The organism is Pseudomonas sp. F9001 (assembly GCF_013385435.1).
Taxonomy (GTDB): domain Bacteria; phylum Pseudomonadota; class Gammaproteobacteria; order Pseudomonadales; family Pseudomonadaceae; genus Aquipseudomonas.
The window spans coordinates 136,474-162,789 of the sequence record NZ_JACAPX010000010.1 but is presented as its reverse complement, the minus strand read 5'-3'; the positions used below and the strand labels follow the sequence as shown (position 1 = coordinate 162,789).

Annotated in this window: 20 protein-coding genes; 12 read left to right on the top strand and 8 right to left on the bottom strand. The window is 61.7% G+C overall.

From position 1 onward, the window contains the following. The first annotated feature begins 5 nt into the window (after window positions 1-5). A complete protein-coding gene (gene ligD, locus HX818_RS08665) occupies window positions 6-2,504 on the top strand; it encodes a DNA ligase D (protein WP_177019839.1) in 2,499 nt (832 codons plus the stop codon). Between the two features lie 18 nt (window positions 2,505-2,522). Here ligD and lpxO read toward each other — a convergent pair whose 3' ends face one another. Then, on the bottom strand, window positions 2,523-3,422 hold the full coding sequence (gene lpxO / locus HX818_RS08660) for a lipid A hydroxylase LpxO (protein ID WP_008436177.1): 900 nt from the start codon (window positions 3,420-3,422) through the stop codon (window positions 2,523-2,525). A 262-nt stretch (window positions 3,423-3,684) separates the two neighbouring features. Further along, the gene (locus tag HX818_RS08655; protein WP_087692674.1) at window positions 3,685-5,025 is read right to left on the bottom strand and encodes an LPS O-antigen chain length determinant protein WzzB; all 1,341 of its coding nucleotides are present in this window, start codon (window positions 5,023-5,025) and stop codon (window positions 3,685-3,687) included. Window positions 5,026-5,425: 400 nt separating this feature from the next. Between HX818_RS08655 and HX818_RS08650 the strand changes: the two genes are divergently transcribed. From HX818_RS08650 to HX818_RS08635, 4 genes are all read left to right on the top strand, one after another. Then, the gene (locus HX818_RS08650; protein WP_177019838.1) at window positions 5,426-5,812 is read left to right on the top strand and encodes a TIGR03067 domain-containing protein; all 387 of its coding nucleotides are present in this window, start codon (window positions 5,426-5,428) and stop codon (window positions 5,810-5,812) included. Window positions 5,813-6,350: 538 nt separating this feature from the next. Next, window positions 6,351-7,589, top strand: coding sequence for an MFS transporter (locus HX818_RS08645; RefSeq protein ID WP_087692676.1), 1,239 nt, complete (start codon window positions 6,351-6,353; stop codon window positions 7,587-7,589). A 162-nt stretch (window positions 7,590-7,751) separates the two neighbouring features. Then, the gene (locus HX818_RS08640) at window positions 7,752-9,341 is read left to right on the top strand and encodes an ABC-F family ATPase (RefSeq protein ID WP_008436174.1); all 1,590 of its coding nucleotides are present in this window, start codon (window positions 7,752-7,754) and stop codon (window positions 9,339-9,341) included. 347 nt (window positions 9,342-9,688) lie between these two features. Next, complete coding sequence (locus HX818_RS08635) at window positions 9,689-10,873, top strand: MFS transporter (protein ID WP_008436173.1); 1,185 nt, start codon at window positions 9,689-9,691, stop codon at window positions 10,871-10,873. On the opposite strand, the gene HX818_RS08630 is transcribed toward HX818_RS08635, so the two are convergent. Beyond that, window positions 10,867-11,904, bottom strand: a complete 1,038-nt coding sequence (locus HX818_RS08630; protein WP_008436172.1) for a dienelactone hydrolase — start codon at window positions 11,902-11,904, stop codon at window positions 10,867-10,869. The genes HX818_RS08635 and HX818_RS08630 overlap by 7 nt on opposite strands. A 227-nt stretch (window positions 11,905-12,131) precedes the next feature. After that, window positions 12,132-12,743: an FMN-dependent NADH-azoreductase gene (locus HX818_RS08625; protein WP_177019837.1), complete on the bottom strand. Its 612-nt coding sequence runs from the start codon at window positions 12,741-12,743 to the stop codon at window positions 12,132-12,134. Window positions 12,744-12,868: 125 nt separating this feature from the next. Between HX818_RS08625 and HX818_RS08620 the strand changes: the two genes are divergently transcribed. Further along, complete coding sequence (locus HX818_RS08620; protein ID WP_102604998.1) at window positions 12,869-13,777, top strand: LysR substrate-binding domain-containing protein; 909 nt, start codon at window positions 12,869-12,871, stop codon at window positions 13,775-13,777. Then, entirely contained in the window at window positions 13,774-14,136 is a 363-nt protein-coding gene (locus HX818_RS08615; RefSeq protein WP_032899493.1) for an MmcQ/YjbR family DNA-binding protein, read from the top strand. Before HX818_RS08620 ends, HX818_RS08615 begins: the two co-directional genes overlap by 4 nt. Here the strand turns inward: HX818_RS08615 and HX818_RS08610 are convergent. Both HX818_RS08610 and HX818_RS08605 read right to left on the bottom strand, forming a co-directional pair. Further along, complete coding sequence (locus HX818_RS08610; RefSeq protein WP_003215359.1) at window positions 14,119-14,502, bottom strand: DUF1294 domain-containing protein; 384 nt, start codon at window positions 14,500-14,502, stop codon at window positions 14,119-14,121. The genes HX818_RS08615 and HX818_RS08610 overlap by 18 nt on opposite strands. Continuing rightward, window positions 14,499-15,329: an undecaprenyl-diphosphate phosphatase gene (locus HX818_RS08605; RefSeq protein WP_003215357.1), complete on the bottom strand. Its 831-nt coding sequence runs from the start codon at window positions 15,327-15,329 to the stop codon at window positions 14,499-14,501. Before HX818_RS08605 ends, HX818_RS08610 begins: the two co-directional genes overlap by 4 nt. 229 nt (window positions 15,330-15,558) lie before the next feature. Between HX818_RS08605 and HX818_RS08600 the strand changes: the two genes are divergently transcribed. From HX818_RS08600 to HX818_RS08585, 4 genes are all read left to right on the top strand, one after another. Further along, on the top strand, window positions 15,559-17,193 hold the full coding sequence (locus tag HX818_RS08600) for a methyl-accepting chemotaxis protein (RefSeq protein ID WP_177019836.1): 1,635 nt from the start codon (window positions 15,559-15,561) through the stop codon (window positions 17,191-17,193). A gap of 191 nt (window positions 17,194-17,384) precedes the next feature. Continuing rightward, window positions 17,385-17,948 (top strand): nicotinamide riboside transporter PnuC, encoded by a 564-nt coding sequence (pnuC, locus tag HX818_RS08595; RefSeq protein ID WP_003215352.1) that lies wholly within the window; start codon window positions 17,385-17,387, stop codon window positions 17,946-17,948. After that, entirely contained in the window at window positions 17,945-18,466 is a 522-nt protein-coding gene (locus tag HX818_RS08590; protein ID WP_102369158.1) for an AAA family ATPase, read from the top strand. The genes pnuC and HX818_RS08590 overlap by 4 nt, the downstream gene beginning before the upstream one ends. Window positions 18,467-18,607: 141 nt before the next feature. Continuing rightward, entirely contained in the window at window positions 18,608-20,125 is a 1,518-nt protein-coding gene (locus tag HX818_RS08585; RefSeq protein ID WP_177019835.1) for an FAD-dependent oxidoreductase, read from the top strand. Here the strand turns inward: HX818_RS08585 and ggt are convergent. Next, window positions 20,122-21,846 (bottom strand): gamma-glutamyltransferase, encoded by a 1,725-nt coding sequence (ggt, locus tag HX818_RS08580; RefSeq protein ID WP_003215346.1) that lies wholly within the window; start codon window positions 21,844-21,846, stop codon window positions 20,122-20,124. The two genes, HX818_RS08585 and ggt, sit on opposite strands and share 4 nt — an antisense overlap. Before the next feature lie 153 nt (window positions 21,847-21,999). Here ggt and HX818_RS08575 point away from each other — a divergent pair, with 153 nt between their 5' ends. Continuing rightward, window positions 22,000-22,656 (top strand): TetR/AcrR family transcriptional regulator, encoded by a 657-nt coding sequence (locus HX818_RS08575; RefSeq protein ID WP_003215344.1) that lies wholly within the window; start codon window positions 22,000-22,002, stop codon window positions 22,654-22,656. Between the two features lie 121 nt (window positions 22,657-22,777). Here the strand turns inward: HX818_RS08575 and HX818_RS08570 are convergent, their stop codons facing one another. Next, complete coding sequence (locus HX818_RS08570) at window positions 22,778-26,314, bottom strand: molybdopterin cofactor-binding domain-containing protein (RefSeq protein ID WP_177019834.1); 3,537 nt, start codon at window positions 26,312-26,314, stop codon at window positions 22,778-22,780. Window positions 26,315-26,316: the final 2 nt, after the last annotated feature.

Sequence of the window (26,316 nt, the reverse complement as noted above, 5' to 3'; positions counted from 1 at the left end):
CAGCCATGGCCAAGCCCCTGAGTGAATACAACGCCAAGCGCGACTTCGACGTGACCGCCGAACCCGCCGGCAGTGCGCCTCGCGCCAGGAACCGGGCGCATGCCCTGTCGTTCGTGATTCAAAAGCACGATGCGCGCAACCTGCATTATGACTTTCGCCTGGAGCTCGACGGCGTCCTCAAAAGCTGGGCGGTGCCCAAGGGCCCAAGCCTCGACCCGAGCCAGAAGCGCCTCGCGGTGCATGTGGAAGATCATCCATTGGGCTACGGCAGTTTCGAGGGCAGCATTCCGGCAGGCCAATACGGCGCTGGCGATGTGATCGTGTGGGATCGCGGTGTATGGCAGCCCCACGATGACCCGCACAAGGCCTACGCGGCCGGCAAGCTGAAGTTCAGCCTGATCGGCGAAAAACTGGCAGGCGACTGGACGCTGGTGCGCACCCGACTCAAGGGCAGCGGCGACAAGGAGCAGTGGTTGTTGATCAAGGAGAACGATCAGCAGGCACGCCCGGTGGCTGACTACGATGTGGTCCAGGCTGAACCGAAAAGCGTGCTGAGCGACGCAACGGTGGGGGCTGCGAAAAAGCCCGCAGCGCCGAAGAAAGCCAGGCGCAAGCCCTCAACCGACCTGCCCGATCAACTCGCGCCACAGCTGGCGACACTGGTGGACCGTGCACCGGAAGGCGATTGGGTGTACGAGATCAAATTCGACGGCTATCGCATCCTCGCGCGGATTCGCGATGGCGAAGTTCGGCTGTTCACCCGCAATGGCCATGACTGGACCGATCGCCTGCCACGCCAGGCCAAGGCCCTGGAAGCCCTGAAGCTCAAGGACAGTTGGCTTGACGGTGAGGTGGTCAGCCTGAACGCCGACGGGCTGCCGGATTTCCAGGCGCTGCAAAACGCCTTTGATATCGGCCGCAGCCTGGACATTGTCTATTACCTGTTCGATGCGCCGTTCCTGGACGGCCGCGACCAGCGCGAAGCCGCTGTCGAAGAGCGCCGCACCGCACTGAAGGACGCGGTTAGCCGCAGCAAGAGCAAGCTGCTGCGCTTCTCCGAGTCCTTTGCTGCCAACCAGCGGGATATCTTCGAAAGTGCCTGCGACCTGGCGCTGGAGGGCGTGATCGGCAAACGTGCCGGCAGCCCCTACGTTTCCAGGCGCAGCCCGGACTGGATCAAGCTCAAGTGCCGGCTGCGCCAGGAATTCGTGATCGTAGGGTTCACCCGCCCGCAAGGTTCGCGCAGCGGGTTTGGCGCGCTGTTGCTGGCGGTCAATGATGACAGCGACCTGGTGTATGCCGGGCGCGTAGGTACCGGATTCGATCAGGCCGCGCTGAAAAAGATCAGTGCACAGTTGAAGGCGCTGGAACGCCAGACTTCACCGCTGGCCAAGCCCCTGACCAGTGCCCAGGCACGCGGCGTGCACTGGGTCGAGCCGCAGCTGGTGGGCGAAGTGCAATTTGCCGAATGGACCCGCGAAGGTGTGGTGCGCCAGGCGGCGTTTGTCGGGCTGCGCACCGACAAGCCGGCGGAGCAGATTGTGCATGAGCAGCCGCGGACGGCCAAATCGCTGAAGGAAAAACCCCGCAAAAAGACGGCGGGCACCGGCGCCGTGGCTGGGGTCAGGATTACCCATCCGGACCGAGTCATCGATGCCCAGAGCGCTACACAGAAACTGCAACTGGCACAGTTCTATGAGGGCATCAGCGAATGGCTCCTGCCCTTTCTGCGCAACCGGCCGGTGTCCTTGCTCAGGGCACCGGAAGGCATTGCCGGCGAACAGTTTTTCCAGAAGCACTCCGAGCGCCTGGCGATCCCGAATATCAAGCAACTGGACCAGGCCCTGGACCCGGGCCATGCGCGGCTGATGGAAATCGACAGCCCGGCCGCGCTCATCGGTGCCGTGCAGATGGGTACCGTCGAGTTGCATACCTGGGGCGCTACCGCTGAAAAGATTGAAACCCCGGACCTCTTTGTGCTCGACCTCGACCCAGACCCGGCACTGCCGTGGAAAAGCATGCTTGAAGCGGCGCAACTGACCTTGTCGGTACTCGATGAACTGGGGCTTGAAGCGTTCGTCAAGACCAGCGGCGGCAAAGGCCTGCACCTGGTGGTGCCGCTGGCGCGCCGCGATGGCTGGGACTCGGTAAAAGCCTTCGCCAAGGCCATCGCCCAGTTCATGACGCTGCAGTTGCCTGAACGCTTTACCGCGACTTCGGGCCCGAAGAATCGCGTGGGCAAGATCTTCATCGACTACCTGCGCAACGCCCGGGGCGCCAGCACGGTAGCCGCCTACTCGGTGCGGGCGCGGCCCGGCCTGCCGGTATCGGTACCGGTGAGTCGTGATGAGTTGAAGAGTTTGCACAGCGCCCAACAATGGACGGTGGCTAACCTGCACGAGCGTTTGCAGGGTTTGAAGAAGGACCCGTGGGCGGGTTACGCCAATCGGCAGAAGATCAGCAAGAAGATGTGGGAGAAGCTGGGGGCGCATCCGCCAGGCTGATGCGCTCCGCTGCCCGGTTCAGATGAGGATGAAGATCGCGGCCAGGCCGGCAAAGATCGCCCACTTTTCCAGGTAGTAACGGGTGCGGTTGCGTTTCTTCAACTCCTTGCCCCGCAGGCGAATCTTGTACAGGCGGGTAAACGCACGGTTCAGGCCGCCGGTCTTGTCACCGGCATCGTTGGGCGAACCGGCCGCAGCCATCACGTTGCGGCTGAACCAACGGTTGAACGCGGCCGCCCAGCGGTACTTCATCGGGCGTTCGATATCGCAGAATAGAATGATCCGGTTCTGCTCGGTGGTGTTTTCGGCGTAGTGGATGAAGGTCTCGTCAAACATCACCGGTTCACCGTCGCGCCAGTAGTAGTTTTCACCGTCCACGTTGATGTAGCAGCCCGGGGAGTTGGGCGTGTCCAGGCCCAGGTGGTAACGGTAGGAACCGGCATACGGGTCACGATGGCGTACCAGCTTTGAGCCCGGTGGCAGCTCGGCAAACATCGCGGCCTTGATCGAGCCGATGCTTTGCACCAGCTCGGTGGTGCGCGGGCACAGCTTCATCGCCGAAGGATGGCTGTCGCCGTACCACTTCAAATAGAAACGCTTCCAGCCCGACTTGAAGAACGAATTGAAACCCACGTCATTGTACTGGTCGGAGCGCTTGATCTCGCCTGCGCGCAGCAGGTTCTGGCCTTCCTCGCGGATCTCTTGCCAATGCTCCTGAAGCGGGCTCAGGTCGGGAAAGTCGCTGGGGGACAGGTACGGTCGGCTGGGCAGTTTGGAAAAGAGGTAGAGAAAGCAGTTCACCGGAGCCAGGAAGGTCGAGTGATCGCTGAGCTGGCGCCCCAGCTTGTGGCGCACCCGGCCACGCAGGTGGACATACGCAATAGAGGCAACGTAGAGAGCAACAATGATGAGTTTCAAGGTATTCGTCACAAGTCAGAAGAGAACAGGCTGCTCCCGCGTGCCCACAACGGCCGAGGATTGAAGATGCAGCACCTGAAATCACAATTCACAAAACCGGCAACACGAACGGCTGGGTGACAATCCGGTCGTGGCCATTGGCAGCTATTTTAGCCACACTTTGTAACCAAAGGTTAATCAAGATTTGTGAAAAGGTGTCCAGTGAGTGTGCCAGGAACAGCAGCAGCGGGCTTGCCGGGCGGCCTGCCCGCTGCTGAAGGCGTCAGCTTTTCGGTTCATCATCCTTGCGTGTACGCAGAGAAAGCCGATATTCATCCAACTCCGAGTAGGGTACGGCTTCGCGTCGTGCCAGCAGATGGCGGCCCAGCGCAATCAGTACCCCCACGGTCAACCCTGCCAGCAGGCTCAGTATCATAACCAGGGCTTTCTTGGGCTTGATCGGGCTCAGCGGCTCTTGGGCACGACGGTCAATGGTTACCAGCTTGAGGCCACTCATGTCGATATTCAGGCCTCGCAAACGCGCGACTTCCGCTCGTAACGGTTCAACATCCTGCAAGAAAATGTCTTCATTCCCGCGATTTTTCAGCACCTCCACTTCACGGTTGACCTCCAGCATCTGCAACTCTTTGCCAATCTGTGCAATGCGGCTGTTGGTAAAGTCGTCGCTGGTACGCGCCTGCAACGCGGCACGTTCCGCCTCAAGCGCCTCTGTACCGAGGAAGTACAGCGGGATTTTCTGGTTGTTGACCTCGGTGCGCATTACTTGATTCGAGCCGCTACGCGAGGCATCTGCCATGGACGAAGGAGTGGTCGGGGTCTTGATGCCCATCGACTTGGCGATGGAAATGGCCTCCGCCAGCTCTGCCAGCCGGTCCGTGCGCTCCATTTTCATCTGTAAGCGCAGGGCACCCAGTTCGTCCTCCAGCTTGGCCCGTTTGAGCCTGTCGGCTTCAAGCAGCTTGGCAATCTTCGATTCCTTGTCGGTTTCGTAATTGGAGCGCGCCGCGTCGATTTTGCCCTTGAGTTCGTTCAAGCGGTTATTGACGATCACTTTAAGGTCAGCACCGACTTGGGCACGTTCCGAATCAATTGCGTAGTCTACAAAGCCGTTGAGAATCGCTACCCCGTCGATGTCTGCCGGGTATTCCAGCTCAAGCTTGATATAGCTGCTCAGGGAGTCGGACTTCTTGGGATCGGGCAGGCTCAGGTTGATGGAGTTTCGATTGAATTCTTCGAAACTCTGCTCGAGGCTTTGCCCGGTTTTCTGGAACGCCTTGAACAGGTCCTCATGGGACTTGAAAAACCCCAGGCGCGCTTCGTATGAGTCCAGTTGCGCCCCCACTTTGTTCAGGGCGTCGGCCGGCGGCAACTTATAGACTTCGGAGCGGTTCAGAGCATCCAGCTCATTGATGGCAGCCGGGCGCAGCACACTGCTGACCTGATACTCCCGCGGGGCCAGAAAAGCGTAGCCCGCCCCCAGCACCCCTGCCAGAATCGTACACCCCAGCACCAACTTCTTTTGCCGCCAGATACCATGACACAGTTCAAACAGATCAATTTCGTCCGATGCCGCATGAGCGTGGAGCCGAGGAGTTTTATTCAAAACTGATGCACCTTAAAAAGTCGACAGTCAGCGGTCACACATATTCATCAAATACTGAATGGCCGCTTGAAAATCAGGGACAACGCCCTGTACACAAGACACGAACGGTCTACCGATGGTCATCGGACCACCTCGATCATGGAAAAATCCCACATCACCGTAGATTGTTTTCGTTCAGATTACGCAGGAGCCCCTACCCTGGTGCTGAGCGTAGACGAACTTGTAAAGAACCGTTTCCGAATCAACGCACAAAATGGCGCTAAATACCCGTGAATACTGGGAAAATTCGTACGCAACAAAGAGAAACCAGACAATTCTCACAAAATCGATTCAGCTTATCCGTCAGGCATCTACGCACCAAGGTATTGACTGCTCGTTTTTTAACCAAAAAGGAATTTGTATGACACGTGCTTCAAATGCGGATTTCCATGCGCTCCAGGGGGCATGGGAACAAACGGCGCTGGAAGACAATGGTGTGCTCAATCCCACGGATGAACACAGCGCGCCAGGCGCGATCACGACAATCTCGGGCGATCAATTCCAGGTGGTGACGGTCGACGGCGAGGTTTTACTGGCAGGCAGCTTCACGCTCGATGCCAGCACGGCACCCAAAAGCATTACCTGGGTTGACTCGATGGGAGCGGATGCCGGCAAGCAGTTACCCGCGAGTTACCGGCTGGAAGGTGATCACTTCGTGTTTATTGCGGCAGATGAAGGCATGCCCCGCCCTACCCGCTTCAGTACCGGCCCAGGGCAAACCATGCGCACGTTCGTGCGCAAACCCTGACACGGAGATACATCCGTTCCTGCGACATGGTTTTCACATGGCCTTCACGTGTTGACCTATAGGGTGAAGGCTACCTACTCCAGTGAACACCTTGGCCCGTCTACCCCACGGGCCTTTTTTTGCCTGCACGGCAGCCATTCAGCACGGGCGCTTGATGGCGGTGAGGGTGTAGCACGGGGCAGCTGAGCGGGCTGGTTTTACCTGGGCTGACAGCATGTCCATTGCATCTCCAATATGTTCCGGTCATTGCGACAAAAGAAGTCCGCCCTACACCGAAAGCCTCGCCATCCTTGAACCGGTAAAGAGCCTTCACTGTAGGGCGAACGGACGGAAAATAAGCCAGGCTTATTGGATGTTCAACTGTTAACAATAAAAAGCCCTGAAAAAGCCTCGATCAGCGCTATTTTTCGATGCAAATGGCTCCACTCTGTAAATGTTTTTGCTTGTATTGCCATACGAGTGCAACGCCGCCTTCAGAAACTATACCTTCACGCCATGGGTCACTACTGCTACCGACCTCTTGCCTGAAGACCGTGCCATGGCCACTCGCTCTGACCTGCGCAACACCCTGTCCCTGGACAGCCTGAACTTCTTCCTGGCGGACGTGCGTGACGGACTGGGGCCGTACCTGGCGATTTATCTGCTGGCCGTGCACCACTGGGACCCCGCCAGCATCGGCGTAGTCATGACCCTGGCCGGCATCGCGGCCCTTCTGACCCAGACGCCGGCCGGCGCATTGATTGACCGAACCCGCAGCAAACGGGCAGTGATCGTGATCGCCGCGCTGCTGGTGACTGCCAGTTGCCTGCTCCTGCCCTTCGTCAGCTCCTTCAGCCTGGTGGCGCTGACCCAGGCGGCCAGTGCAGCGGCGGCCTCGGTGTTTGCGCCGGCCATCTCGGCGATTTCCCTCGGGATCACCGGGCCGCGCGCTTTTACCCGGCGCACCGGCCGCAATGAAACCTTCAACCACGCCGGCAACGCGGTGGCGGCCCTGCTCGCTGGTGGGTTCGCCTACCTGTTCGGCCCGGTGGCGGTGTTCTATCTGATGGCAGTCATGGCTGCGGCGAGTGTCATCGCGGTCAGCTGCGTGTCAGCCCAGGCAATCGACCACGAAGTCGCACGGGGTTTCGACCCTGCGCATGGCACCGGCCATGAACAACCGTCGGGATTGGCCGTGCTTCTGGCGAACAGGCCCTTGATGCTGTTTGCCATCTGCTGCGCGCTGTTTCACCTGGCCAATGCGGCCATGCTGCCGCTGGTCAGCCAGAAGCTGTCGCAGATCAACCTGCAGATGGCCACGCCGCTGACCTCGGCCTGCATCGTCGCGGCCCAGTTGGTGATGGTGCCGGTGGCCTGGCTGGTGGGCGTGAAGGCCGACGTGTGGGGGCGCAAGCCGTTGCTGCTCGCCGGTTTCATGATCCTGCCTCTGCGGGGCGTGTTGTATACGCTGTCCAGTGATCCTTATTGGCTGGTGGCGGTGCAGATGCTTGACGGGGTCGGCGCCGGGGTGTTCGGCGCGCTGTTTCCGGTGATCGTCAAAGACCTCACCCAGGGCACCGGACGCTTCAATGTCAGCCTGGGCGCGCTGTCCACGGCATTCGGCCTCGGCGCGGCCTTGAGCAGCAGCCTGGCAGGTTTTGTCGTGCAGTGGGCGGGTTACAACGCCGCGTTCCTGACCCTGGCCGGCGTGGCGGCCGTCGCATTGGGGCTGGTGTGGGTGGCAATGCCGGAGACTCGGGCGAATCCATCCGTGCAGCGCCATACAACTCCCGCCTGACATATGCGACAATGCGCGCCAAATTCCAACATGCACCCATTTTTCTGCTCAGCGACTGGGCCCCAAGCCTTGATGTCGCTGCCGACGTATGCCCGTTGGCCTGGGCCACAAAATGGGCCCGGCTCAAATTAGCGCACTCCAAGCTATTGATAGGTAAAGTAATTGATCTCCACAGCTAACATCACCATGCAGTTCGGCGCCAAGCCGCTATTTGAGAACGTTTCGGTCAAGTTCGGCGCAGGCAACCGTTATGGCCTGATCGGTGCCAACGGTTGCGGCAAGTCGACTTTCATGAAAATCCTCGGTGGCGACCTCGACCCGTCGGGCGGCCAGGTCATGCTGGAGCCGAACGTGCGCCTGGGTAAACTGCGCCAGGACCAGTTCGCCTACGAAGAATTCACCGTACTCGACACCGTGATCATGGGTCACGAAGAGCTGTGGAAGGTCAAGGCCGAGCGCGACCGCATCTACTCGCTGCCGGAAATGACCGAAGACGACGGCATGGCCGTGGCCGAGCTGGAAACCGACTTCGCCGAGATGGACGGCTACACCGCCGAATCCCGCGCCGGTGAGTTGCTGCTGGGCCTGGGTATCGGCATCGAGCAGCACAACGGCCCGATGAGTGAAGTGTCACCAGGCTGGAAGCTGCGTGTATTGCTGGCCCAGGCGCTGTTTTCCGATCCGGAAGTGTTGCTGCTCGACGAGCCAACCAACCACCTGGACATCAACACCATCCGCTGGCTGGAAAACATCCTGACCCAGCGTAACAGCCTGATGATCATCATCTCTCACGACCGTCACTTCCTGAACAGCGTCTGCACCCACATGGCCGACCTGGACTACGGCGAGCTGCGCCTGTTCCCGGGCAACTACGACGAATACATGACCGTGGCGACCCAGTCCCGCGAGCAGTTGCTATCGGACAACGCCAAGAAGAAAGCGCAGATCTCCGAGCTGCAATCCTTCGTCAGCCGCTTCTCGGCCAACGCCTCGAAAGCCAAGCAGGCCACTTCCCGTGCCAAGGCGATCGACAAGATCCAGCTGGCCGAAGTCAAGCCATCGAGCCGCGTCAGCCCGTTCATCCGCTTCGACCAGACCAAGAAGCTGCACCGCCAGGCGGTCATCGTCGATCGCATGGCCAAGGGCTTCGACGGCAAGACGCTGTTCAAGGACTTCAGCTTCCAGGTTGAAGCCGGCGAGCGCGTGGCGATCATTGGCCCGAACGGTATCGGCAAGACCACCCTGCTGCGTACCCTGGTCAACGAACTGACCCCGGATGCCGGTACGGTCAAGTGGACCGACGCGGCTGAACTGGGCTATTACGCCCAGGACCATGCTTCGGACTTCGAAGACGAGTCCAACCTGTTCGACTGGATGGGCCGCTGGACCAAGGAAGGCGAGCAAGTGGTTCGCGGTACCCTGGGCCGCATGCTGTTCTCCAACGACGAGATCCTGAAGTCGGTGAAGGTGATTTCCGGTGGCGAGCAAGGTCGCATGCTGTTCGGCAAGCTGATCCTGCAAAAGCCGAACGTGCTGATCATGGACGAGCCGACCAACCACTTGGACATGGAGTCCATCGAGGCGCTGAACCTGGCGTTGGAGAACTACCCGGGTACGCTGATCTTTGTCAGCCATGACCGGGAGTTTGTGTCGTCCCTGGCCACCCGCATCATCGAGCTGAGCCCGAGTGGGGTGATCGACTTCAGCGGGACTTATGACGATTACCTGCGTAGTCAGGGTGTGGTTTTTTAAGAGCCGCCGGTAGTTTGAAATGCGAAAGCCCCGTCCAGTGTGATGGGGCTTTTTTTTGGGATATGGCTCTGCTTTTCTGTGGGAGCCGTCGAGCTTTAGCGAGGCCGCGATAGCGGTGTGCCAGGCAACATCTTTATTGACCATGCCGCCGCCTTCGCAGCCTCGCTAAAGCTCGACAGCTCCCACACTTTACCGCGTCCGCTTTAGTCGTCCCGGGCCAGGGAGGCCCCATGGATCCAAAGCCGGATAGGCACGGGCCGCAATATCATCAAATATAGTTAGCCTGCTTCCTTTTACCCCAAGCCCTTGCCATGATGCCCTCACCGCCCGCCCGCGAACGAGTCCCCATGCCTGCCACACAGCCTGCCACCCCCAGCTCCTTGTCGATCACCCTGCAGATCGTTTCCATCGTTTTCTACACGTTTATCGCGTTTATCTGTATCGGCCTGCCGATTGCCGTCATCCCCGGCTATGTCCACGGTGAGCTGGGTTTCAGCGCGGTGGTCGCCGGGATAACCATCGGCTCGCAATACCTGGCCACGCTGCTCAGCCGCCCCATGGCGGGGCGCATGTCGGACAACGTGGGCACCAAGCGCGCTATCGTGCTGGGCCTGAGCGGGATTCTGCTGAGCGGGGTGCTGACGTTCATCGCGACGCTGGTGCAAAGCCTGCCGTTGCTGAGCCTCGGCATATTGATTGTCGGCCGGCTGTTACTCGGCGTCGCGCAGGGCCTGATCGGCGTCGGCACCATCAGTTGGTGCATGGGCGCGGTCGGTGCCGAACATACGGCACGATCGATCTCGTGGAACGGCATCGCCTCCTACGGCGCGATTGCCATTGGTGCACCGCTTGGGGTGGTGATGGTTGCCGACTACGGCTACACCAGCCTCGGAATCGCCCTCACGGCACTTTCCGCCCTGGGCCTGCTGCTGATTCGCAACAAACCTTCGGTGCCCGTGGTGCGCGGCGAGCGGCTGCCCTTCTGGGCGGTATTCGGGCGTATCGCGCCGTTCGGCGCCAGCCTGTGTCTGGCATCGATTGGCTACGGCACCCTCACCACGTTTATCACCCTCTACTACTTGAGCCGTGGCTGGACGGGCGCAGCCTGGTGCCTGACGGTATTTGGCGTGTGTTTCATCCTGTCACGGCTGGTGTTTATCTCCGCCATCAACCGCTTCGGCGGCTTCACCGCGGCGATTGCCTGCATGACCATCGAAACCCTGGGCCTGACGCTGCTGTGGCTGGCACCGTCCACCGGCGTGGCCTTGATCGGCGCCGGGCTGACGGGCTTTGGTCTGTCGCTGGTGTACCCGGCGCTGGGCGTGGAGGCGATCAAGCAGGTGCCCAACAGCAGCCGGGGCGCCGGGTTGAGTGCATATGCGGTGTTTTTTGACCTGGCGCTGGCCATTGCCGGGCCGGTGATGGGTGCGGTGGCGCTGAACCTGGGCTACTCGTGGATCTTCTTCTGCGCCGCCCTGCTCTCGGTCACCGGCCTGGGCCTGACGTTGCTGCTCAAGCGCCGCGCTTACTGATCAGCCGTCTGCAAGCCCGCCCGGGTGGATTGCCCGAGGGTGTGATTAAAGAACCGCCCGGCCTCGGAAATCAGGTCGCGGTGGATGCTTTCACGGTCAACTCCGTCGGCATCGGTGCACATGGCGGGCATCGCGGCCAGTTGGCTCTCGTCGCAAGGCGCCATGAACACAAAGTGCCCTGCCCCGGCCAGCAGCTTGAAGTCCGGCGGCTCCGGCAGTTTGCGCGCCAGGGCCTCGGCGTTCTTGTCCACGGCCACCAGCTTGTCGCCGTCGCCGCTGTAGAGCAGCACCGGTACATGCACGTCCGCCAGGGTGTGGCGGCCAAACATCAGGCTCAACGGCGCCATCAACATCAAGGCATGGATACGCGGGTCGGCCTGCGGTTGCAGGTCGTCGCGGTCGACGATCAACTCGCCCTTGGTGGTGCAGGCGTCGCGATCTTCCGGGCGCTGCTGGCAGTAGCGGCGCAGGCGGTCGAGGTCCGGCTTGGCGCCGGCGAGGATCAGCGCGGTTTCGCCACCGGCCGAATAACCGATGACGCCTACCTGGTCGACGTTGACGAATGGCGACAGCATCGGGTCGCCGAGGGTGGCGGTGATCGCTTCGGAAATCTGGATCGGGCGCCCGTACAGGTTGCTCAAGGTGCCCAGCCGGCTGTGATCCTTGTAGTTGTCGCCAGGGTGCAGCACCGCCACCACCACAAACCCCTTGCGCGCCAGGGAGGTGGCGAGGTCGTGCAGGGCCAGGGGCGTGCCGGTATTGCCGTGGGACAGCATCAGCATTGGAAAGCGGCCGATGGCGATTTTCGAGTCTTCAGTGGCGGCGATGTGATAAGCGCCCACCTGGGTGGTGTGTTCCAGGCCGGTGGACGGGTAGAACGCGACGGCTTTCATCGGCTGCAGATCCAGCGGGTCGAGAAAAGTCATGCGGTGGAAGCCCACACTCCAATGGGGGTGCGGCGCGGGCGCGGCTTGCACTGAAATCAGGCCGCCGAGCAGGGAGAGAACCAAGACTGCACAAAGACGCATCATGGGGATGTCCACCTTTGTTGCGTAAGCCCGCGTAGCTGTTGAAGTATCCATGGTTCAGGCGCTCGGACTGGCAGGGTTTACCCATGCGTGCATAACCTGGGCCAAAGTAGTGACAGCGGGTAAACGAAAAAACTCCGTACTCCGATCGCTTTTCAGGCGAGCAGAATACAGAGTTTAGGCGCCTCGAATCAGATTGATATCGAGGAACAGCAAAATTTACACAAGTCTTACGCTGCGGCGAACAATTGTTCGTTGATCACTGCGTTGGCGTCGCTGATCGCCTTGCTGCGCACTTCATCGCCATAGCCCAGGCCGTGGGCGCGGACGATTTCGATGTCGGTGATGCCGAGGAAGCCCAGCAGCACTTTCAGGTAGTCTTCGTGAGCCACACCGGTCGGCTGGCCAACGTGCAGGCCGCCGGAGGTCGACACGATGATGACTTTCTTGCCACCGGCCAGGCCTTCAGGACCGTTTTCGGTGTAGCGGAATGTCTGGCCGGCGACGGCGATACGGTCGATCCAGGCCTTGAGTTGGGTCGGGATGGTGAAGTTGTACATCGGCGCAGCCAGGACGATGGCGTCGGCCGCGAGGAATTCGGCGAGGGTGTTGGCGCTCAGCTCGGCTTCATGTTTCTGTACGGCATCACGCAGCTCGGCAGCGGTGCCCAGTGCACCCAGGGTCACGCCGGTAAAGTGGTTGATGCCTTCGCTGGCCAGGTCACGGTAGGTCACTTCAACGCCTGGCTCGGCCGCCTGCCAAGTCTTGACGACACCTGCGCTCAACTGACGGGAAACCGAGTTGTCGCCGAGGATGCTGGAATCGATATGCAACAGTTTCATGGTTAATCTCCAAGTAAGCATCGCCAAGGGCGACGGAATGGAAATAAGCCTACAGATGAAACCAATCAGCGATTAGTCAGGCAATATGCGATTATTCGTCCCACTGACAGGACAATAGGCCGACCATGCAAGATCTGAATGACCTCTACTACTTCGCCAAGGTGGTGGAAGCCGGCGGTTTCGCCGCTGCCGGGCGGCTGCTGGGGATTCCCAAGTCGCGGCTGTCGCGGCGCATTGCCGAGCTGGAAGAACGCCTCGGCGCCCGCTTGCTGCAACGTACCACCCGCCAACTGACCCTCACTGCCGTGGGTGAACGCTACCTGCGCCACTGCCAGGCAATGCTGCTGGAGGCGGAAATGGCCGACGAGGCAGTGGCCAGCATGTCCAGCGAACCCCGCGGTCGGCTGCGGGTCAGCAGCCCCGTGGGCCTGGCTCACCAATTCCTGCAGACCGTGGTGGCGGAGTTTCTCACCGCCAACCCGCTGGTGCAGTTGGAGATGAACCTGGTCAACCGCCGCGTCGACCTGGTGGCCGAAGGCATTGATGTGGCCTTGCGCGTGCGCGAGCTTGGGGATGAAGACCCGCTGCTGGTGACCAAGCGCCTGCGCCAGGCCCAGACCGCGATTGTCGCCAGCCCCGACTTTGTGCATGAGCGGCAGATCGACACCCTGGAAGACCTCAAGCAACTGCCGGTGCTGGGCGCCCTGGAAGCAGACCGCATGGTGCACTTCCGCATGCTCAGCCCGGAAGGCAGCAGCCACGACCTGGTGATGGAAGCGCGGCTGGGGATCGATGATTTCCTGGTACGCAAGGCCTGCGCCCTCGCCGGCCTGGGGTTTACCGTGCTGCCGATGATGTATTGCGAGGAGGAATTGGCCAACGGCCAATTGGTGCAGCTCTTGCCGCAATGGTCATTGCCGGGTGGCTGGTTGCAGGCGGTGTACCCACATCGGCGCGGTGTGTTGCCGGCCGTGCGGGCCTGGATCGACCACCTGGATAACGCCTTCAAAGGTTGCGGAGACCGTTTGCTATGAGAATGACCGAAGAACAAGTCGCCACGTTTTGCCTGGGCTTGCCCGGCGCGCGGGAAGATTACAAATGGGGCGGCGTGCGGGTGTTTTCGATTGCCGGCAACAAGATGTTTGCCTTGCAGAACCTGCGGGGTGACTCGCTGGCGTTCAAGGTCGACAAGGAGCTGTTCCTGGGCCATGTGGATCGCCCCGGCATCCACCCGGCGCCGTACCTGGCGCGGGCGCAGTGGATCATCATGGAAACGCCCTACCCGCTGGGCGCCGAGGAACTGCGTGGCCTGTTGCAGCGTTCCCACCAGTTGGTGGTGAGCAAGCTGCCCAAGCGCACGCAGGTCGGCTTGTTGCTAGAAGATCGAGAGTAGCGTGCCACCCAGGAACAGCTGATCAATCCAGAACACCTGGTGCAGCAACACGATCAGCCAGAACACCACCTGATAAGACACCTTGCGCGTCTTGTGGCGGAACACCTGCTGGGCAATCAACGCCCCCGGCCAACCGCCTGCCAGCTCCACCGCGTGCAGGACGTTTTCCGGGGTGCGCCAGCTGTCTTCGCGAGCCTTGCGCTTGTCGCTCCAGTACAGCAGGAACGCCACCACGCTGACCACGCCATAGGCCACCAGAGGGATCAGCGAAACCCCTCGGTACCCCAGCAGCGCCGCACCAAACAGCGGCGCGGCGCACAACAGTGCAAACACCAACGCCTTGAAGCGCGGATGCTGGATGATCATGGCTTGACGGCCGACCAGTCGATCCAGCCGAACTGCCAGGTGGCCAGGATCACCAGGCCGAAGGCGATCCGGTACCAGGCGAACGCCGCGTAGCTGTGGCTGGCGATGAACTTGAGCAGCGCCTTGACCGCGATCATCGCGAAGATGAACGAGGTGACAAAGCCGATGGCAAACACCGGCAGGTCATCCGGCTGGAACAGGTGACGGTACTTGTAGCCCGAATACACCGCTGCGCCGACCATGGTCGGCATCGCCAGGAAAAACGAGAACTCGGTGGCGGTCTTGCGTGACAGGCCGAACAACAGGCCGCCAATGATGGTAGCGCCCGAGCGCGAGGTGCCCGGGATCATGGCCAGGCACTGGGCAAAGCCGACTTTGATCGCGTCCTTCCAGGTGATGTCGTCGACGGTTTCGGCGTGCACTTCATGCTGGCGGCGCTCGGCCCACAACATGATGACGCCGCCCACCACCAACGCCGCCGCAACGGTGATCGGGTTGAACAGGTAGTGTTTGATCAGGTCGGCGAAAATCACCCCCAGTACCACCGCCGGCAATACGGCAATGATCAGGTTGACGGTGAAACGCTGGGCATTGCGCTGGGTCGGCAAGCCAATGACCACGTCGAGGATCTTGCGTCGAAACTCCCACACCACCGCCAGGATCGCGCCCAGCTGGATGATGATATTGAACGCTTCAAAGCGTTCGCCACCGAAGTTGATCAAGTCGGCCACGATAATCTGGTGCCCGGTACTGGAGATCGGCAAAAACTCCGTCAGCCCCTCTACAACGCCGAGTATCAGTGCCTGTACGGCGGTCCAAAGATCCATCGATTCCCCCAAAGGTCATGCCCACGGCATGCCTCGTTGATATTTTTTAGACGTTCACTAACGAAGAGTGCGCTGCAAGCACAGCGCAAATAATCAAGGCCGAACTGCGAAAATTCCGTGAAAAATCAGGCAGGACTCAGGTTTTTTGATTCTGGGCCGAAAGCCTATCAGACAAGCCGGAAATGTCGATGCAGCACCCAAAATTATAAGAACACGGAGTGACAGGACCATGAACAGTTTGCGCAATATGTCTATCAGCCGGCGCCTCTGGCTGATCCTGATCGTCGCCGTGCTGATGCTGCTAACCCTCGGCCTGCTTATGCTCAAGCAGATTCATGACGACCTGTACCAGGCCAAGAGTGAGCAGACCCAGCGCGTGGTGCAAACCGCCAGCGGGATCCTGACTTATTATCACAGCCTCGAAACCAGCGGCGTCCTGACCCGTGAAGCGGCGCAGAAGCAAGCCTTGAGCGCAGTACGTGGCTTGCGCTACGGAAAGGACGACTACTTCTGGATCAACGACCTCACGCCCGTGATGATCATGCACGCGGCCAACCCCAAGCTCGACGGCCAGAACCTGTCGGCCATCCGTGACCCGGACGGCTTTGCAGTGTTCAACGAGTTCGTGATCCTGGCCAAGGCCAAGGGCGCCGGGATGGTGAATTACCGCTGGCCCAAACCCGGCGCCGATGCGCCGGTGGCCAAGACCTCCTATATACAGCTGTTCGAACCCTGGGGCTGGATCATCGGTTCCGGCGTGTATGTCGATGACGTGCAAGGCGAGTTCCGCGGCCAGGTGTGGAAAGCCTCGGTGGTTGGCCTGGTGATCGCGCTGATCATGGCCCTGCTGGTGGTGCTGATCGCCCGCAGCATCGTGCGCCCGTTGCAGCAGGCAGTGAATGCGATGGCCAATATCGCCAGTGGCGAAAGCGACCTGACCCGCACCCTCGACACCCATGGCCAGGATGAAGTCACTCAATTGTCGCGGCACTTCAACAGCTTTACCGCCAAGCTGCGGCAGGTGGTGGGCCAGTTGCAGACCTGCGCCAACGCCTTGGGCCATTCGTCCACCGAGCTGGGCAGCAACGCCAGCGATGCCCATGACCGCAGCCAACAGCAATCGCAGCAGATGGAACTGGTGGCGACGGCGATCAATGAAGTCACCTATGGCGTACAGGACGTGGCCAAAAATGCCGAGCATGCCGCCAGCGAAATGCGCGATGCCCAGGTGCAGGCCGAACAGGGCCAGCTCAATATCGATGGCAGCCTGCAACGGATCGACCAGCTCTCCGGCACCATCAGCCAGGCCGTGGAGGTGATCCGGACGCTGTCGACTGAAAGCACGCAGATTGGCGGCGTGCTGGAAGTGATCCGCTCGATTGCCGACCAGACCAACTTGCTGGCCCTCAACGCCGCCATCGAAGCGGCCCGCGCCGGGGAGCAAGGCCGTGGTTTTGCGGTGGTGGCCGACGAAGTACGGCTGCTGGCCCAGCGCACGCAAAAATCCACGGCAGAGATCCAGGCGATGATCGAGCGCCTGCAAGGCCATTCGGAGGCAGCGGTCAAGGTCATCAGCGACAGCCACCAGGCCTCGCAACTGACTATCGAACAAGCAGGCCAGGCGGGCGCGAGCCTGACTGCCATCGGCCAGGCGCTGCGTAATCTCAACGGGCTGAACGCCTCGATTGCCAGCGCCACGTTGCAGCAGGCGCATGTGGTGGAAGACATCAACCAGAACGTCACCCAGGCAGCCGGCTTGTCCCACAGCACCGCGCTGGCGGCGCAGCAGTCCAGCGTCGCGAGTGCGCACTTGAAAGGCCTGAGCGAACAACTCGACAGCCTTCTGCGCCAGTTCAAGGTCTGACGCCGATGATCGTTCCCACGCTCTGCGTGGGAACGCATCCTGTGACGCTCTGCGTCACCGTTGCGCAGAGCCGGGACGCGGAGCGTCCGGAACTGCATTCCCACGCAGAGCGTGGGAACGATCTATCGTCGCACCGCCGCTCCCACATTGGTTACAATCAGCGCCCTCTTCGACTCCCCCAAGGAACCGCCATGTCCGGGCTTGAACTGTTTGCCGCCGCCCTGGGGGTGATCGCTGTCTGGTTGACGGTTAAACAGAACCCGTGGTGCTGGCCCATCGGCCTGGTGATGGTGCTGCTGTACACCTGGATCTTCTTCGATGTGAAGCTCTACTCCGACATGCTCCTGCAAGTGATCTACGCCGCCCTGCAACTCTACGGCTGGTGGCAGTGGACCCGCGCCGGTGAGGTCAAGCAGGGCCGGCAAGTCACCAGCCTGGGCCTGCAACCGATCCTGCAAGGCCTGGCTGTGGGTGCTGTGGGCAGCCTGTTGCTGGGCGCAGCCATGGCCCACTGGACCGACGCCGCCCAACCCTGGCTGGACGCGGCCCTGACCGGCTTCAGCCTGGTGGCGCAGATGTGGATGGCGCAAAAACGCGTGCAGTGCTGGCCGTTGTGGATCACCGTGGATGTGATCTTCGTCGGGCTGTTCCTCTACAAAGGCCTGTACCTCACCGCCGCGCTCTACGCCTTGTTCACCGTGATCGCCGTGCAGGGCTGGCGTGAATGGCGCGCCGACCCGGCGTTGCACGCATGAAGGTGGTGGTACTGGCCGGCCCGGAATCCAGCGGTAAAAGCTGGCTGGTCGCCCAGTTGCAGGCACATTTTGGCGGGGTAATGGTGGGCGAATACGTGCGTCATTTCATCGACCACCACCAGCGCGATACCACCCTGGCGGATATCCCGGAGATCGCCCGGGGCCAGTTGGCCTGGGAAGATACCGCCCGCGCCGCGCAGCCGGCGTTGCTGATCCTCGACACCAACCTGCTGACCAACAAGCTGTGGAGCCAGACCCTGTTTGGCGACTACCCGGCGTGGCTCGACAGCGAACTGCTCGCCCGCCACTACGACCTGCACCTGCTGCTGTCTCCGGAAGACGTGGAGTGGACCGCCGATGGCCAGCGCTGCCAGCCGGAGTTTGCCGATCGCCTGGCGTTTTTCCAGGCCAGTCGTGACTGGCTGGAGCAACATCATCTACCGCTACGGGTCATCCGTGGGGATTGGCAAGCACGCCAGGACCAGGCCTTTTCAGCTGTGGAACAACTGCTGGATTGACCGGCGGGGACGATTTTCATGCACCGCTCGTTACGCATGGCCCACTTTCAACGTTCTGGCGCGCAGGGCTGAAGACCGGTTATCGGGTCAACGCAGTCCTCTACCCGGGGCACCGGTCAATCCTTAAAAGGAGATTGGCCTATGAACATGCGCATCGTTGCCCGCTTGATCAACTTGCCCGAAGACCGTGGCGTTCGTGTTGAAACCGCCGCCCATCACATCCTGCTGGTGCGTTCGGGTAGCGAGGTCCGTGCCTATCAGGCGGATTGCCCCCACGCCGGGGCGCCCCTGGAGCAAGGCGTGGTCTGTGACGGGAGGATCATTTGCCCGTGGCACAAGGCGGCCTTCCGGGTGGATGACGGCCAGGTCTGCGAGCCGCCCGCGATGGTGCAGCTCAAGCAGTACCCGGTGGAGATTCACGACGGCGTGGTCAGTGTGGGCGACGAGGCACTGCCCTCGCCCGTTGCCCCGCACACCAACGATTCGCGCTGCTTTATCGTGATTGGCGCCGGTGCAGCCGGTTCGGCGGCCGTGGCCACGCTGCGCCGCAAGGGTTTCAGCGGCCGGTTGTTGTGGATCGACCAGGAACAGGACCCCGCCTACGACCGCACCGCCCTGAGCAAATTCGTCATCTGCGGCGAGATGCCACCGCAGGAAACACCGCCCTTGCTGGACGAGGCCACCTGCCACGCGTCGCGGATCCACGGCGAAGTGCGCCACCTCGACCCTCAAGCCAAGCGCCTCGAGCTTGCGGACGGTCGCCATTTCGACTACGACGCCGCACTGCTGGCCACCGGCGGCGAAGCCAGGCCGCTGGATATTCCGGGCACCGTACTCAACAACGTGTTCGTGTTGCGCTCCCGGGACGATGCGGCGCGTATCGTCAAGGCGGCTCAACCGGGCTCGTGCGCAGTGATCATCGGCGACAGTTTTATCGGCCTGGAAGCCGCGTCCGCCTTACGCAAGCGCGGGTTGACGGTGCAGGTGGTGGGCCGTCACGAGATTCCGCTGGCGGCCCAACTGGGCAAGCGCATCGGTGCCTCACTGCGCCAATTGCATGAAGCCAACGGCGTGATATTCCACACCGCCAGCGAGCCTGCACGCCTGGAAGGCCACATGGACGTGACGACGGTGGTGCTGAAAAACGGCCACAGATTGGCCGCAGACCTGGTACTGATAGGCGTCGGCGTCACGCCTGCCACGGGGTTTGTCGAGGGGCTGGAAAAAGCCGAGGACCAGTCGCTGAAAGCCGATGCCGGTTTGTCCCTCGCGCCCGGACTATGGGCGGCGGGCGATATGGTGACCTTTCCATGGAACGGCCAACCCGTGCGCATCGAACACTGGCGTGTGGCGCAGCAACTCGGGGTGCTGGCGGCGCGCAATATGCTGGGCGCACAACAGGTGTTTGCCGATGTGCCGTTCTTCTGGACGTATCACTTCGGCAAGACCTTTGAACTGCTGGGCCACCCCCGCCACTGGAATCAGCTCCACGTGGAAGGCGACCTGCAGCGCCACGACTTCATCGCCCTGCTCTGCCAGGGCGACGAAGTGGAAGCGGTAGTTGCCTGTGAACATCAGCGGGCCATGGCGCTGCTCTCGCAACGCCTGAAGCACCCGCTGAAGAAGGCCGAGGTGCTGGAGCTGATCCGCGGGCTTTAGTAGCCCAGCGACAACCCGGTATTGCGCCGAGGGTCGTTGGCCCCATAGAAACGGTTATTGCCGACCGGCTTGCCGTCCAGGGACGGCGCGCCTACCAGGATCGCCGCCAGGTGGTTGGCGTCCTGCGGGCCGGCAAACTTGTGGCCCCAGCCTTCGAGGATTTTCTGGGTGTCGGGGCTCAGGGCAAAGCGCTCGATATTGGTCGCCTCAGGCAGCCATTGCTGGTGGAAACGCGGGGCGTCCACGGCTTCCTGGATGTTCATCTTGTAGTCGATCACATTGAGGATAGTCAGCAAGGTGGCCGTGATGATACGGCTGCCACCCGGCGTACCCACCACCATCACCGCCTTGCCATCCTTGGTGACGATGGTCGGGCTCATGGACGACAGCGGCGTCTTGCCCGGAGCAATGGCGTTGGCTTCGCCCTGCACCAGGCCGTACATGTTCGGCACGCCGATCTTGGAGGTGAAGTCGTCCATTTCGTCGTTGAGGATCACCCCGGTCTTGCTCGCCATCACGCCCGCGCCGAACCAGTCGTTGAGGGTGTAGGTCACCGACACCGCGTTGCCCCACTTGTCGACGATGGAGTAGTGGGTGGTGTTATTGCCTTCGTGGGGCGAAACGCCCGGCTTGATGTCCTGGGAGATCCCGGCTTTCTGCGGGTCGATGGCAGCGCGCAGTTTGGCGGCGTAATCCTTGTCCAGCAGGTGCTCGACCGGGTTCTGCACGAAGTCCGGGTCGCCGAGGTAGCTGTTGCGGTCGACGTACGCGTGGCGCATCGCTTCGATCTGGTAGTGCAGGCCCTGGGCCGAGTGATAGCCGAGGTCGGCCATCGGGTAGCCTTCGAGGATGTTCATGATTTCGCAGATGACCACCCCGCCCGAGCTCGGTGGTGGCGCGGACACCACGTGGTAGCCACGGTAGTCACACTCGATGGGCGCCAGTTCGCGGGTCTTGTATTTGTCCAGGTCGGCTTGGGTGATGATGCCTTTGCCCGATTGGCTGGAATCCACAATCGCCTTGGCTACCCAGCCTTTGTAAAAGCCATCGGTGCCCTTGGCGGAGATTTCCCGCAGGGTTTTCGCCAGGTCTTTCTGCACCAGCTTCTGGCCCACCAGCATCGGCTCGCCGCCGTGCAGGAAGATGCCGCGCAGGTCTTTGTCTTTCTTGAATTCGTCAGTAGCGGTGTGCAGCAGGTCGACATCGCCCTGCTCCAGGGCAAAACCGTCTTCGGCCAGCTTGATCGCCGGGGCGATGACCTGGGCGCGCTTGAGGGTGCCGTATTTGCTCAGCGCCAGTTCCATGCCCGACACAGTGCCGGGAACGCCGACCGCCAGGTGGCCCTTGGAGCTGAGGTCCGGGACCACGTTGCCGTCCTTGTCCAGGTACATGTCGGCAGTCGCGGCCAGCGGAGCTTTTTCGCGGAAATCGAGGAAGGTCTTGCGGCCGTCGGCCAGTTGCACGGTCATGAACCCACCGCCGCCCAGGTTGCCGGCTGCCGGGTACACCACGGCCAGGGCGTAGCCCACCGCCACCGCCGCATCCACGGCGTTGCCGCCGGCCTTGAGCACATCCACGCCCACATGGGTCGCCAGATGCTGGGCGGTGACCACCATGCCATTTTCGCCAGCCACCGGGGCCTGGGAGGCCGCCTGCACGCCGCTGACAGTCAGCACCAGCGCGGTGGCAATCAAAGTTCGGGTAAACGGTTGGTATTTCATCCCTGCATACTCTGTTTATTAGAAGAACTAGAAAGTAATACGTTTCCGATCCAAGCCCCAGCGTTATGCCGCGTTTGTGACAGAGCCTGTCGGTAACGGAATAATGCCCATGCTATATTCCGGGCCTTTACGCCGCGCAGCAGAGGCTTTTCGATGGTGATCAAGAAGACCGGTATCCGCGCCCAGCAAGCCGACCAGACCCGCGCGCGGATTCTCCAGGCGGCGGTCAAGGTCTTCACCCGCGACGGCTATTCCGGCGGGCGTGTGGAAAGCATTTCCCGCGAGGCCGACTCCAACGACCGCATGCTGTATTACTACTTCGGCAGCAAGGAGCACCTGTTTGTGTGTGTGCTGGAGCACACCTATGAACAGTTCAACAAGGCCGAAAGCAAGCTCAAGCTCGACCTGACTGCACCGGTGCAAGCGTTGCAGGCGCTGGTGGGGTTTATCTGGAATTACTACGTCAAGCATCCCGAGTTTGTGGCGATCCTGAGCATCGAGAACCTGCACCAGGGCAAGCATGCGAAGCAGTCGGGTGAACTGCGGCGGTTGTCCGGGGAGGCGGTTGGGGTGTTGCGGCCGATCATTGAGGCGGGCCAGGCCCAAGGGCTGTTTCGTGAAGATGTGGACATCAAGCATGTGTACTTGATGATTGCTTCGTTGTGCTACTTCTATAACTCCAACCAGCACACGCTGAGTTCGTTTTTGGGGGAGGATTTGGCGGATAAGACCCAGCAGCGGGATTGGCTGGGGTTTATCAGTGATCTGGTGTTGCGCGGGGTATGCGTGACACCGCCCATCCAACGGTAGAACCTGGATCTAAATGTGGGAGCGGGCTTGCTCGCGAATGCGATGTATCAGTCAATATATTTGGCGACTGACGAACCGCTTTCGCGAGCAAGCCCGCTCCCACATTTTTTGACCGTGTGAATCAATGGGTACCGGGATTGGCTCGCAGGTGTGCCACGGTTTGCTCCAGGCCTTCCCACTGCGGTGCATGGGGTGCGAAGCGCCCGCGCAGGTAGGCGGCCAACTCCGCCACTTGGGTGTTCGACAAACTGTCCTTGAACGCCGGCATGTAACCCAGATCCTTGGTCGCCGGAGTGCTGATCCCTTGCAAAATCACCTTGATCAGGTTGTCCGGTTGATCGCTGTGCACATTGGTATTGGTCGCCAGTGATGGGCTGACGCCGAACAGCTTCGGGCCCTGTCCGTCGGCATGGCAGGCCTTGCATGAACCTTCGAATACCCGTCGCCCATTGGCATTGGGCACCGTCGCAGCTGCCACCACCTGCGCTTCGGCGGCGCCGCTGTCGTTCAGCGAAGCCAGGTACACCGCCATCGCGCGGATGTCGGTCTTGGGCAGTTTCGCCAGTTCAGTCACGACCGGTCCCATCGGCCCCGTTGCCACGCCATGGGCATCGGAATAACCAGTGCTCAGGTAGCTGAACAATTGGTCTTCGGTCCACGGCGTCGGCGCCTTGGACAAGCCATTCAAGGCCGGCGCTTCCCAACCGTCCACCCTGCCGCCCGCGAGGAACGCCTTGCCGCCCTTCTCCGCCCCCATCAGGTTGCGCGGCGAATGGCACGCCGCGCAGTGCCCCAAACCGTTGACCAGGTAAGCGCCACGATTCCATTGCTCGCTGCGCTGGGGCTGCACGCTGATTTCCCCACGGCGCAGGAACAGCGCATTCCAGCCGGCCATCAACGGCCGGATATTGAACGGAAACTTCATCGCATTCGGCACCGGTGCCTGGCTCACCGCCGCCTGGGACATCAGGTAGGCATACAGTGCCTGCATGTCGGCATCGTTGATATTGCGAAACGCCGTATAGGGAAACGCCGGGTACAGGTTGCGCCCGTCGCGGCCAATGCCGTCGCGCATCGCTCGCTCGAACGCCGGGTAGGACCAGTTGCCAATCCCGGTTTTCTCATCCGGGGTGATGTTGCTGCTGTAAAGGGTGCCGAACGGCGTATGCATCGCCAGCCCGCCGGCATTGGGGGCACCGCCCGGTGCCGTGTGGCACACCGCGCAATCCCCCACGGCGGCCAGCAAGCGCCCGCGCTCCAGGGTGGCCTTGGACCAGGTGCCTGCACTGGGCGGTGCAATCGGGGCAATTTCGCTGTGAAACGGCCACGCGGTAGCAGCCATGCCCAGCACCGCGCCAAAGGCGGCGAACAATGAGCCGAACAACCATTTGCGGCGCTTTTCCGGGGACTTCGCCGGCTCGCCCAGGGTGCCTGCATTCAGCGCCGCCAATACCCGCTCGGGGGTAATCGGCAGCTCGCGAAAACGGATGCCGGTGGCGTCATAGATCGCATTGGCAATCGCCGCCGCGCTGGGCACCGAGGCCGACTCACCGGCGCCCATCGGGGGCTGGTCCTGGCGCGGCATCATCAGTACGTCGATCTGCGGCACTTCCGGGAAGGTCAGGATCGGATAACCGCCCCACTCCTTGCTCGCCACGGTCGACTCTTCAAAGGTCACGCGTTCCTTGAGCACACGGCTGGTGGACTGGATCACATTGCCGTGGATCTGATGCTGCACCCCTGCGGGGTTGATCATCATCCCCGAGTCATGCCCGATCACCACCCGCGTCACCGAGACATCGCCGGTCTGCTTGTCGATGGCCACGTCCGCGACCCACGCCGCCCACGCCGCGCCGAAGCCGGGAAACTTGCTGTGGATGTAGCGCGCGTAGGCAAAGCCCCGACCACGCAGCAGGTGGTCCTCATTCGCGGTTTGCATCGGCGCGGTACGCGGTGCCCAGTTGGCGCGTTCGGCGGTGGATTTCACCAGGTCGATGGCGCGCTCGTCCTTCAGGTAACGCAGGCGGTACTCCACCGGGTCGACCCCGGCGGCAAACGCCAGTTCGTCGATATAGGATTCATGGGCGAAGGTGTTGGGCAACGCCGACACACCGCGCATCCACGAGGCGCGAACGATCGGCGCCATGTCGTTGATGGTGACGCGCATGTTCGCGATGTCGTAGGGCGGGATCGAGGTGCGGTCGCCCATCTCGAACATCGCCGCCACCGGCTCGACCCGGCCGGTCAACAGCAGCGCCAGGGTGGGCGCGCCGTTGGACGGGTAGCTGGTTTCAAAGTCATAGGCGGCGATGCTGCCGTCGGCGTTCAGGCCGCCGTCGACATCCATCAATTGCGCGGTGCCCTTGGGCTCCCACAGGTGCTCCTGTTCGCGGGTCAGTTGCACCCGCACCGGCTTGCCCACCGCACGCGACAGCAGCAAGGCGTCGGCGCATACATCATCGGCGCAGTTGCGGCCGTAGCAGCCGGCGGCCTCCATGCGAATCACGTCGATGGACGCTTCCGGGCATTCCAGCAACCAGGCCAGGTCGGCCCGCAGCAGGTGCGGGTTCTGGCTGCCCGACCACACCCGGCTGCCCCCGGGCTGATAATCCGCCACGCCGCAGGACGGGCCGATGGAGCCGTGCATCTGGTATGGCCACAGGTAGGTGCGCGGCATGCGCTGGCTGGCGGCGGCCAGGGCTGCGTCGACGTTGCCCTGGTCGAGCACGGTGCGGCGTACCCGCGGGTTGTCGCGGATTGCCTGCTCCACATCGCTCATGTCCGGCAGTGGGTGGTTCCAGGGTTTCCAGTGCACCTGCAGTTCCTGGGCGGCCTTGATTGCCTGCTCTTCGCGCAAGGCCACCACGCCGACAAAATCACGGATCACCACCACCGCAACAATGCCCGGGATATGGGCGATGGAAGACTCGTCGACCTTCAGCAGGCTGTTGCCGACAAAGTCACCGCAATCCAGGCCCGCATACGGTGGGCGGATCACCCGACCGTGGAGCATGTCCGGCACGCGCATGTCGTGCACGTACGTCAGTTCGCCGGTGGCCTTGCCCGGGATATCCACCCGGGCTGCGCCCTTGCCCACCAGGCGGTAATCGGCGGTGGCCTTGAGCGGTGCATCGCCGCTGATGCGCAGTTGGTCATGCTCGCCCGTCACCAGTTCGCCATAAGTGATGGTGCGCCCGTCTTCGCCGCGGATAACGCCTGCGTCGACCTTGAGACTTTGAGCATTTACGGACCAGCGTTGCGCCGCCCGCGCCAGCAGGAAACGCCGGGCTTCGGCGGCGGCATTGCGCAGCGGAATCGCGGAGATCTGCAAGGTTGCGCTGGCAATGGTCGCGCCCTGGTTCGGCGCACGCTCGGTGTCGCCCAGCACCATGCGCACCTGGTCCATGGTCAGGTCCAGTTCTTCAGCGACGATCTGCGCCAGGGAGGTGCGAATGCCGGTGCCCAGGTCCACGTGCCCGTTGAAGGCGTACACCAGCCCGTCATCGTTCACTGCGATAAACAGCCCCAGTTCCTTGGGCTTGACCGTCGGTGTGCCGCCTTTGGCTACCGGCCCCGAAGGTGGCAGCACATCGTCGACGATCAGCAGGACGCCGGCCTTGGCCAGCCATTGGTCACGGGAAGGGATTGCGTCAGTCATGG

What these genes read in the sequence shown, in the direction of transcription:
- ligD (WP_177019839.1), top strand. Translation starts at nt 6, where the DNA reads ATGGCCAAGCCCCTGAGTGAATACAACGCCAAGCGCGACTTCGACGTG.
- HX818_RS08650 (WP_177019838.1), top strand. Translation starts at nt 5,426, where the DNA reads ATGACACGTGCTTCAAATGCGGATTTCCATGCGCTCCAGGGGGCATGG.
- HX818_RS08620 (WP_102604998.1), top strand. Translation starts at nt 12,869, where the DNA reads ATGCAAGATCTGAATGACCTCTACTACTTCGCCAAGGTGGTGGAAGCC.
- HX818_RS08615 (WP_032899493.1), top strand. Translation starts at nt 13,774, where the DNA reads ATGAGAATGACCGAAGAACAAGTCGCCACGTTTTGCCTGGGCTTGCCC.
- HX818_RS08605 (WP_003215357.1), bottom strand. Translation starts at nt 15,329, where the DNA reads ATGGATCTTTGGACCGCCGTACAGGCACTGATACTCGGCGTTGTAGAG.
- ggt (WP_003215346.1), bottom strand. Translation starts at nt 21,846, where the DNA reads ATGAAATACCAACCGTTTACCCGAACTTTGATTGCCACCGCGCTGGTG.
- HX818_RS08630 (WP_008436172.1), bottom strand. Translation starts at nt 11,904, where the DNA reads ATGATGCGTCTTTGTGCAGTCTTGGTTCTCTCCCTGCTCGGCGGCCTG.
- HX818_RS08585 (WP_177019835.1), top strand. Translation starts at nt 18,608, where the DNA reads ATGAACATGCGCATCGTTGCCCGCTTGATCAACTTGCCCGAAGACCGT.
- HX818_RS08610 (WP_003215359.1), bottom strand. Translation starts at nt 14,502, where the DNA reads ATGATCATCCAGCATCCGCGCTTCAAGGCGTTGGTGTTTGCACTGTTG.
- HX818_RS08575 (WP_003215344.1), top strand. Translation starts at nt 22,000, where the DNA reads ATGGTGATCAAGAAGACCGGTATCCGCGCCCAGCAAGCCGACCAGACC.
- HX818_RS08570 (WP_177019834.1), bottom strand. Translation starts at nt 26,314, where the DNA reads ATGACTGACGCAATCCCTTCCCGTGACCAATGGCTGGCCAAGGCCGGC.
- pnuC (WP_003215352.1), top strand. Translation starts at nt 17,385, where the DNA reads ATGTCCGGGCTTGAACTGTTTGCCGCCGCCCTGGGGGTGATCGCTGTC.
- HX818_RS08625 (WP_177019837.1), bottom strand. Translation starts at nt 12,743, where the DNA reads ATGAAACTGTTGCATATCGATTCCAGCATCCTCGGCGACAACTCGGTT.
- HX818_RS08600 (WP_177019836.1), top strand. Translation starts at nt 15,559, where the DNA reads ATGAACAGTTTGCGCAATATGTCTATCAGCCGGCGCCTCTGGCTGATC.
- HX818_RS08635 (WP_008436173.1), top strand. Translation starts at nt 9,689, where the DNA reads ATGCCTGCCACACAGCCTGCCACCCCCAGCTCCTTGTCGATCACCCTG.
- HX818_RS08590 (WP_102369158.1), top strand. Translation starts at nt 17,945, where the DNA reads ATGAAGGTGGTGGTACTGGCCGGCCCGGAATCCAGCGGTAAAAGCTGG.
- HX818_RS08645 (WP_087692676.1), top strand. Translation starts at nt 6,351, where the DNA reads ATGGCCACTCGCTCTGACCTGCGCAACACCCTGTCCCTGGACAGCCTG.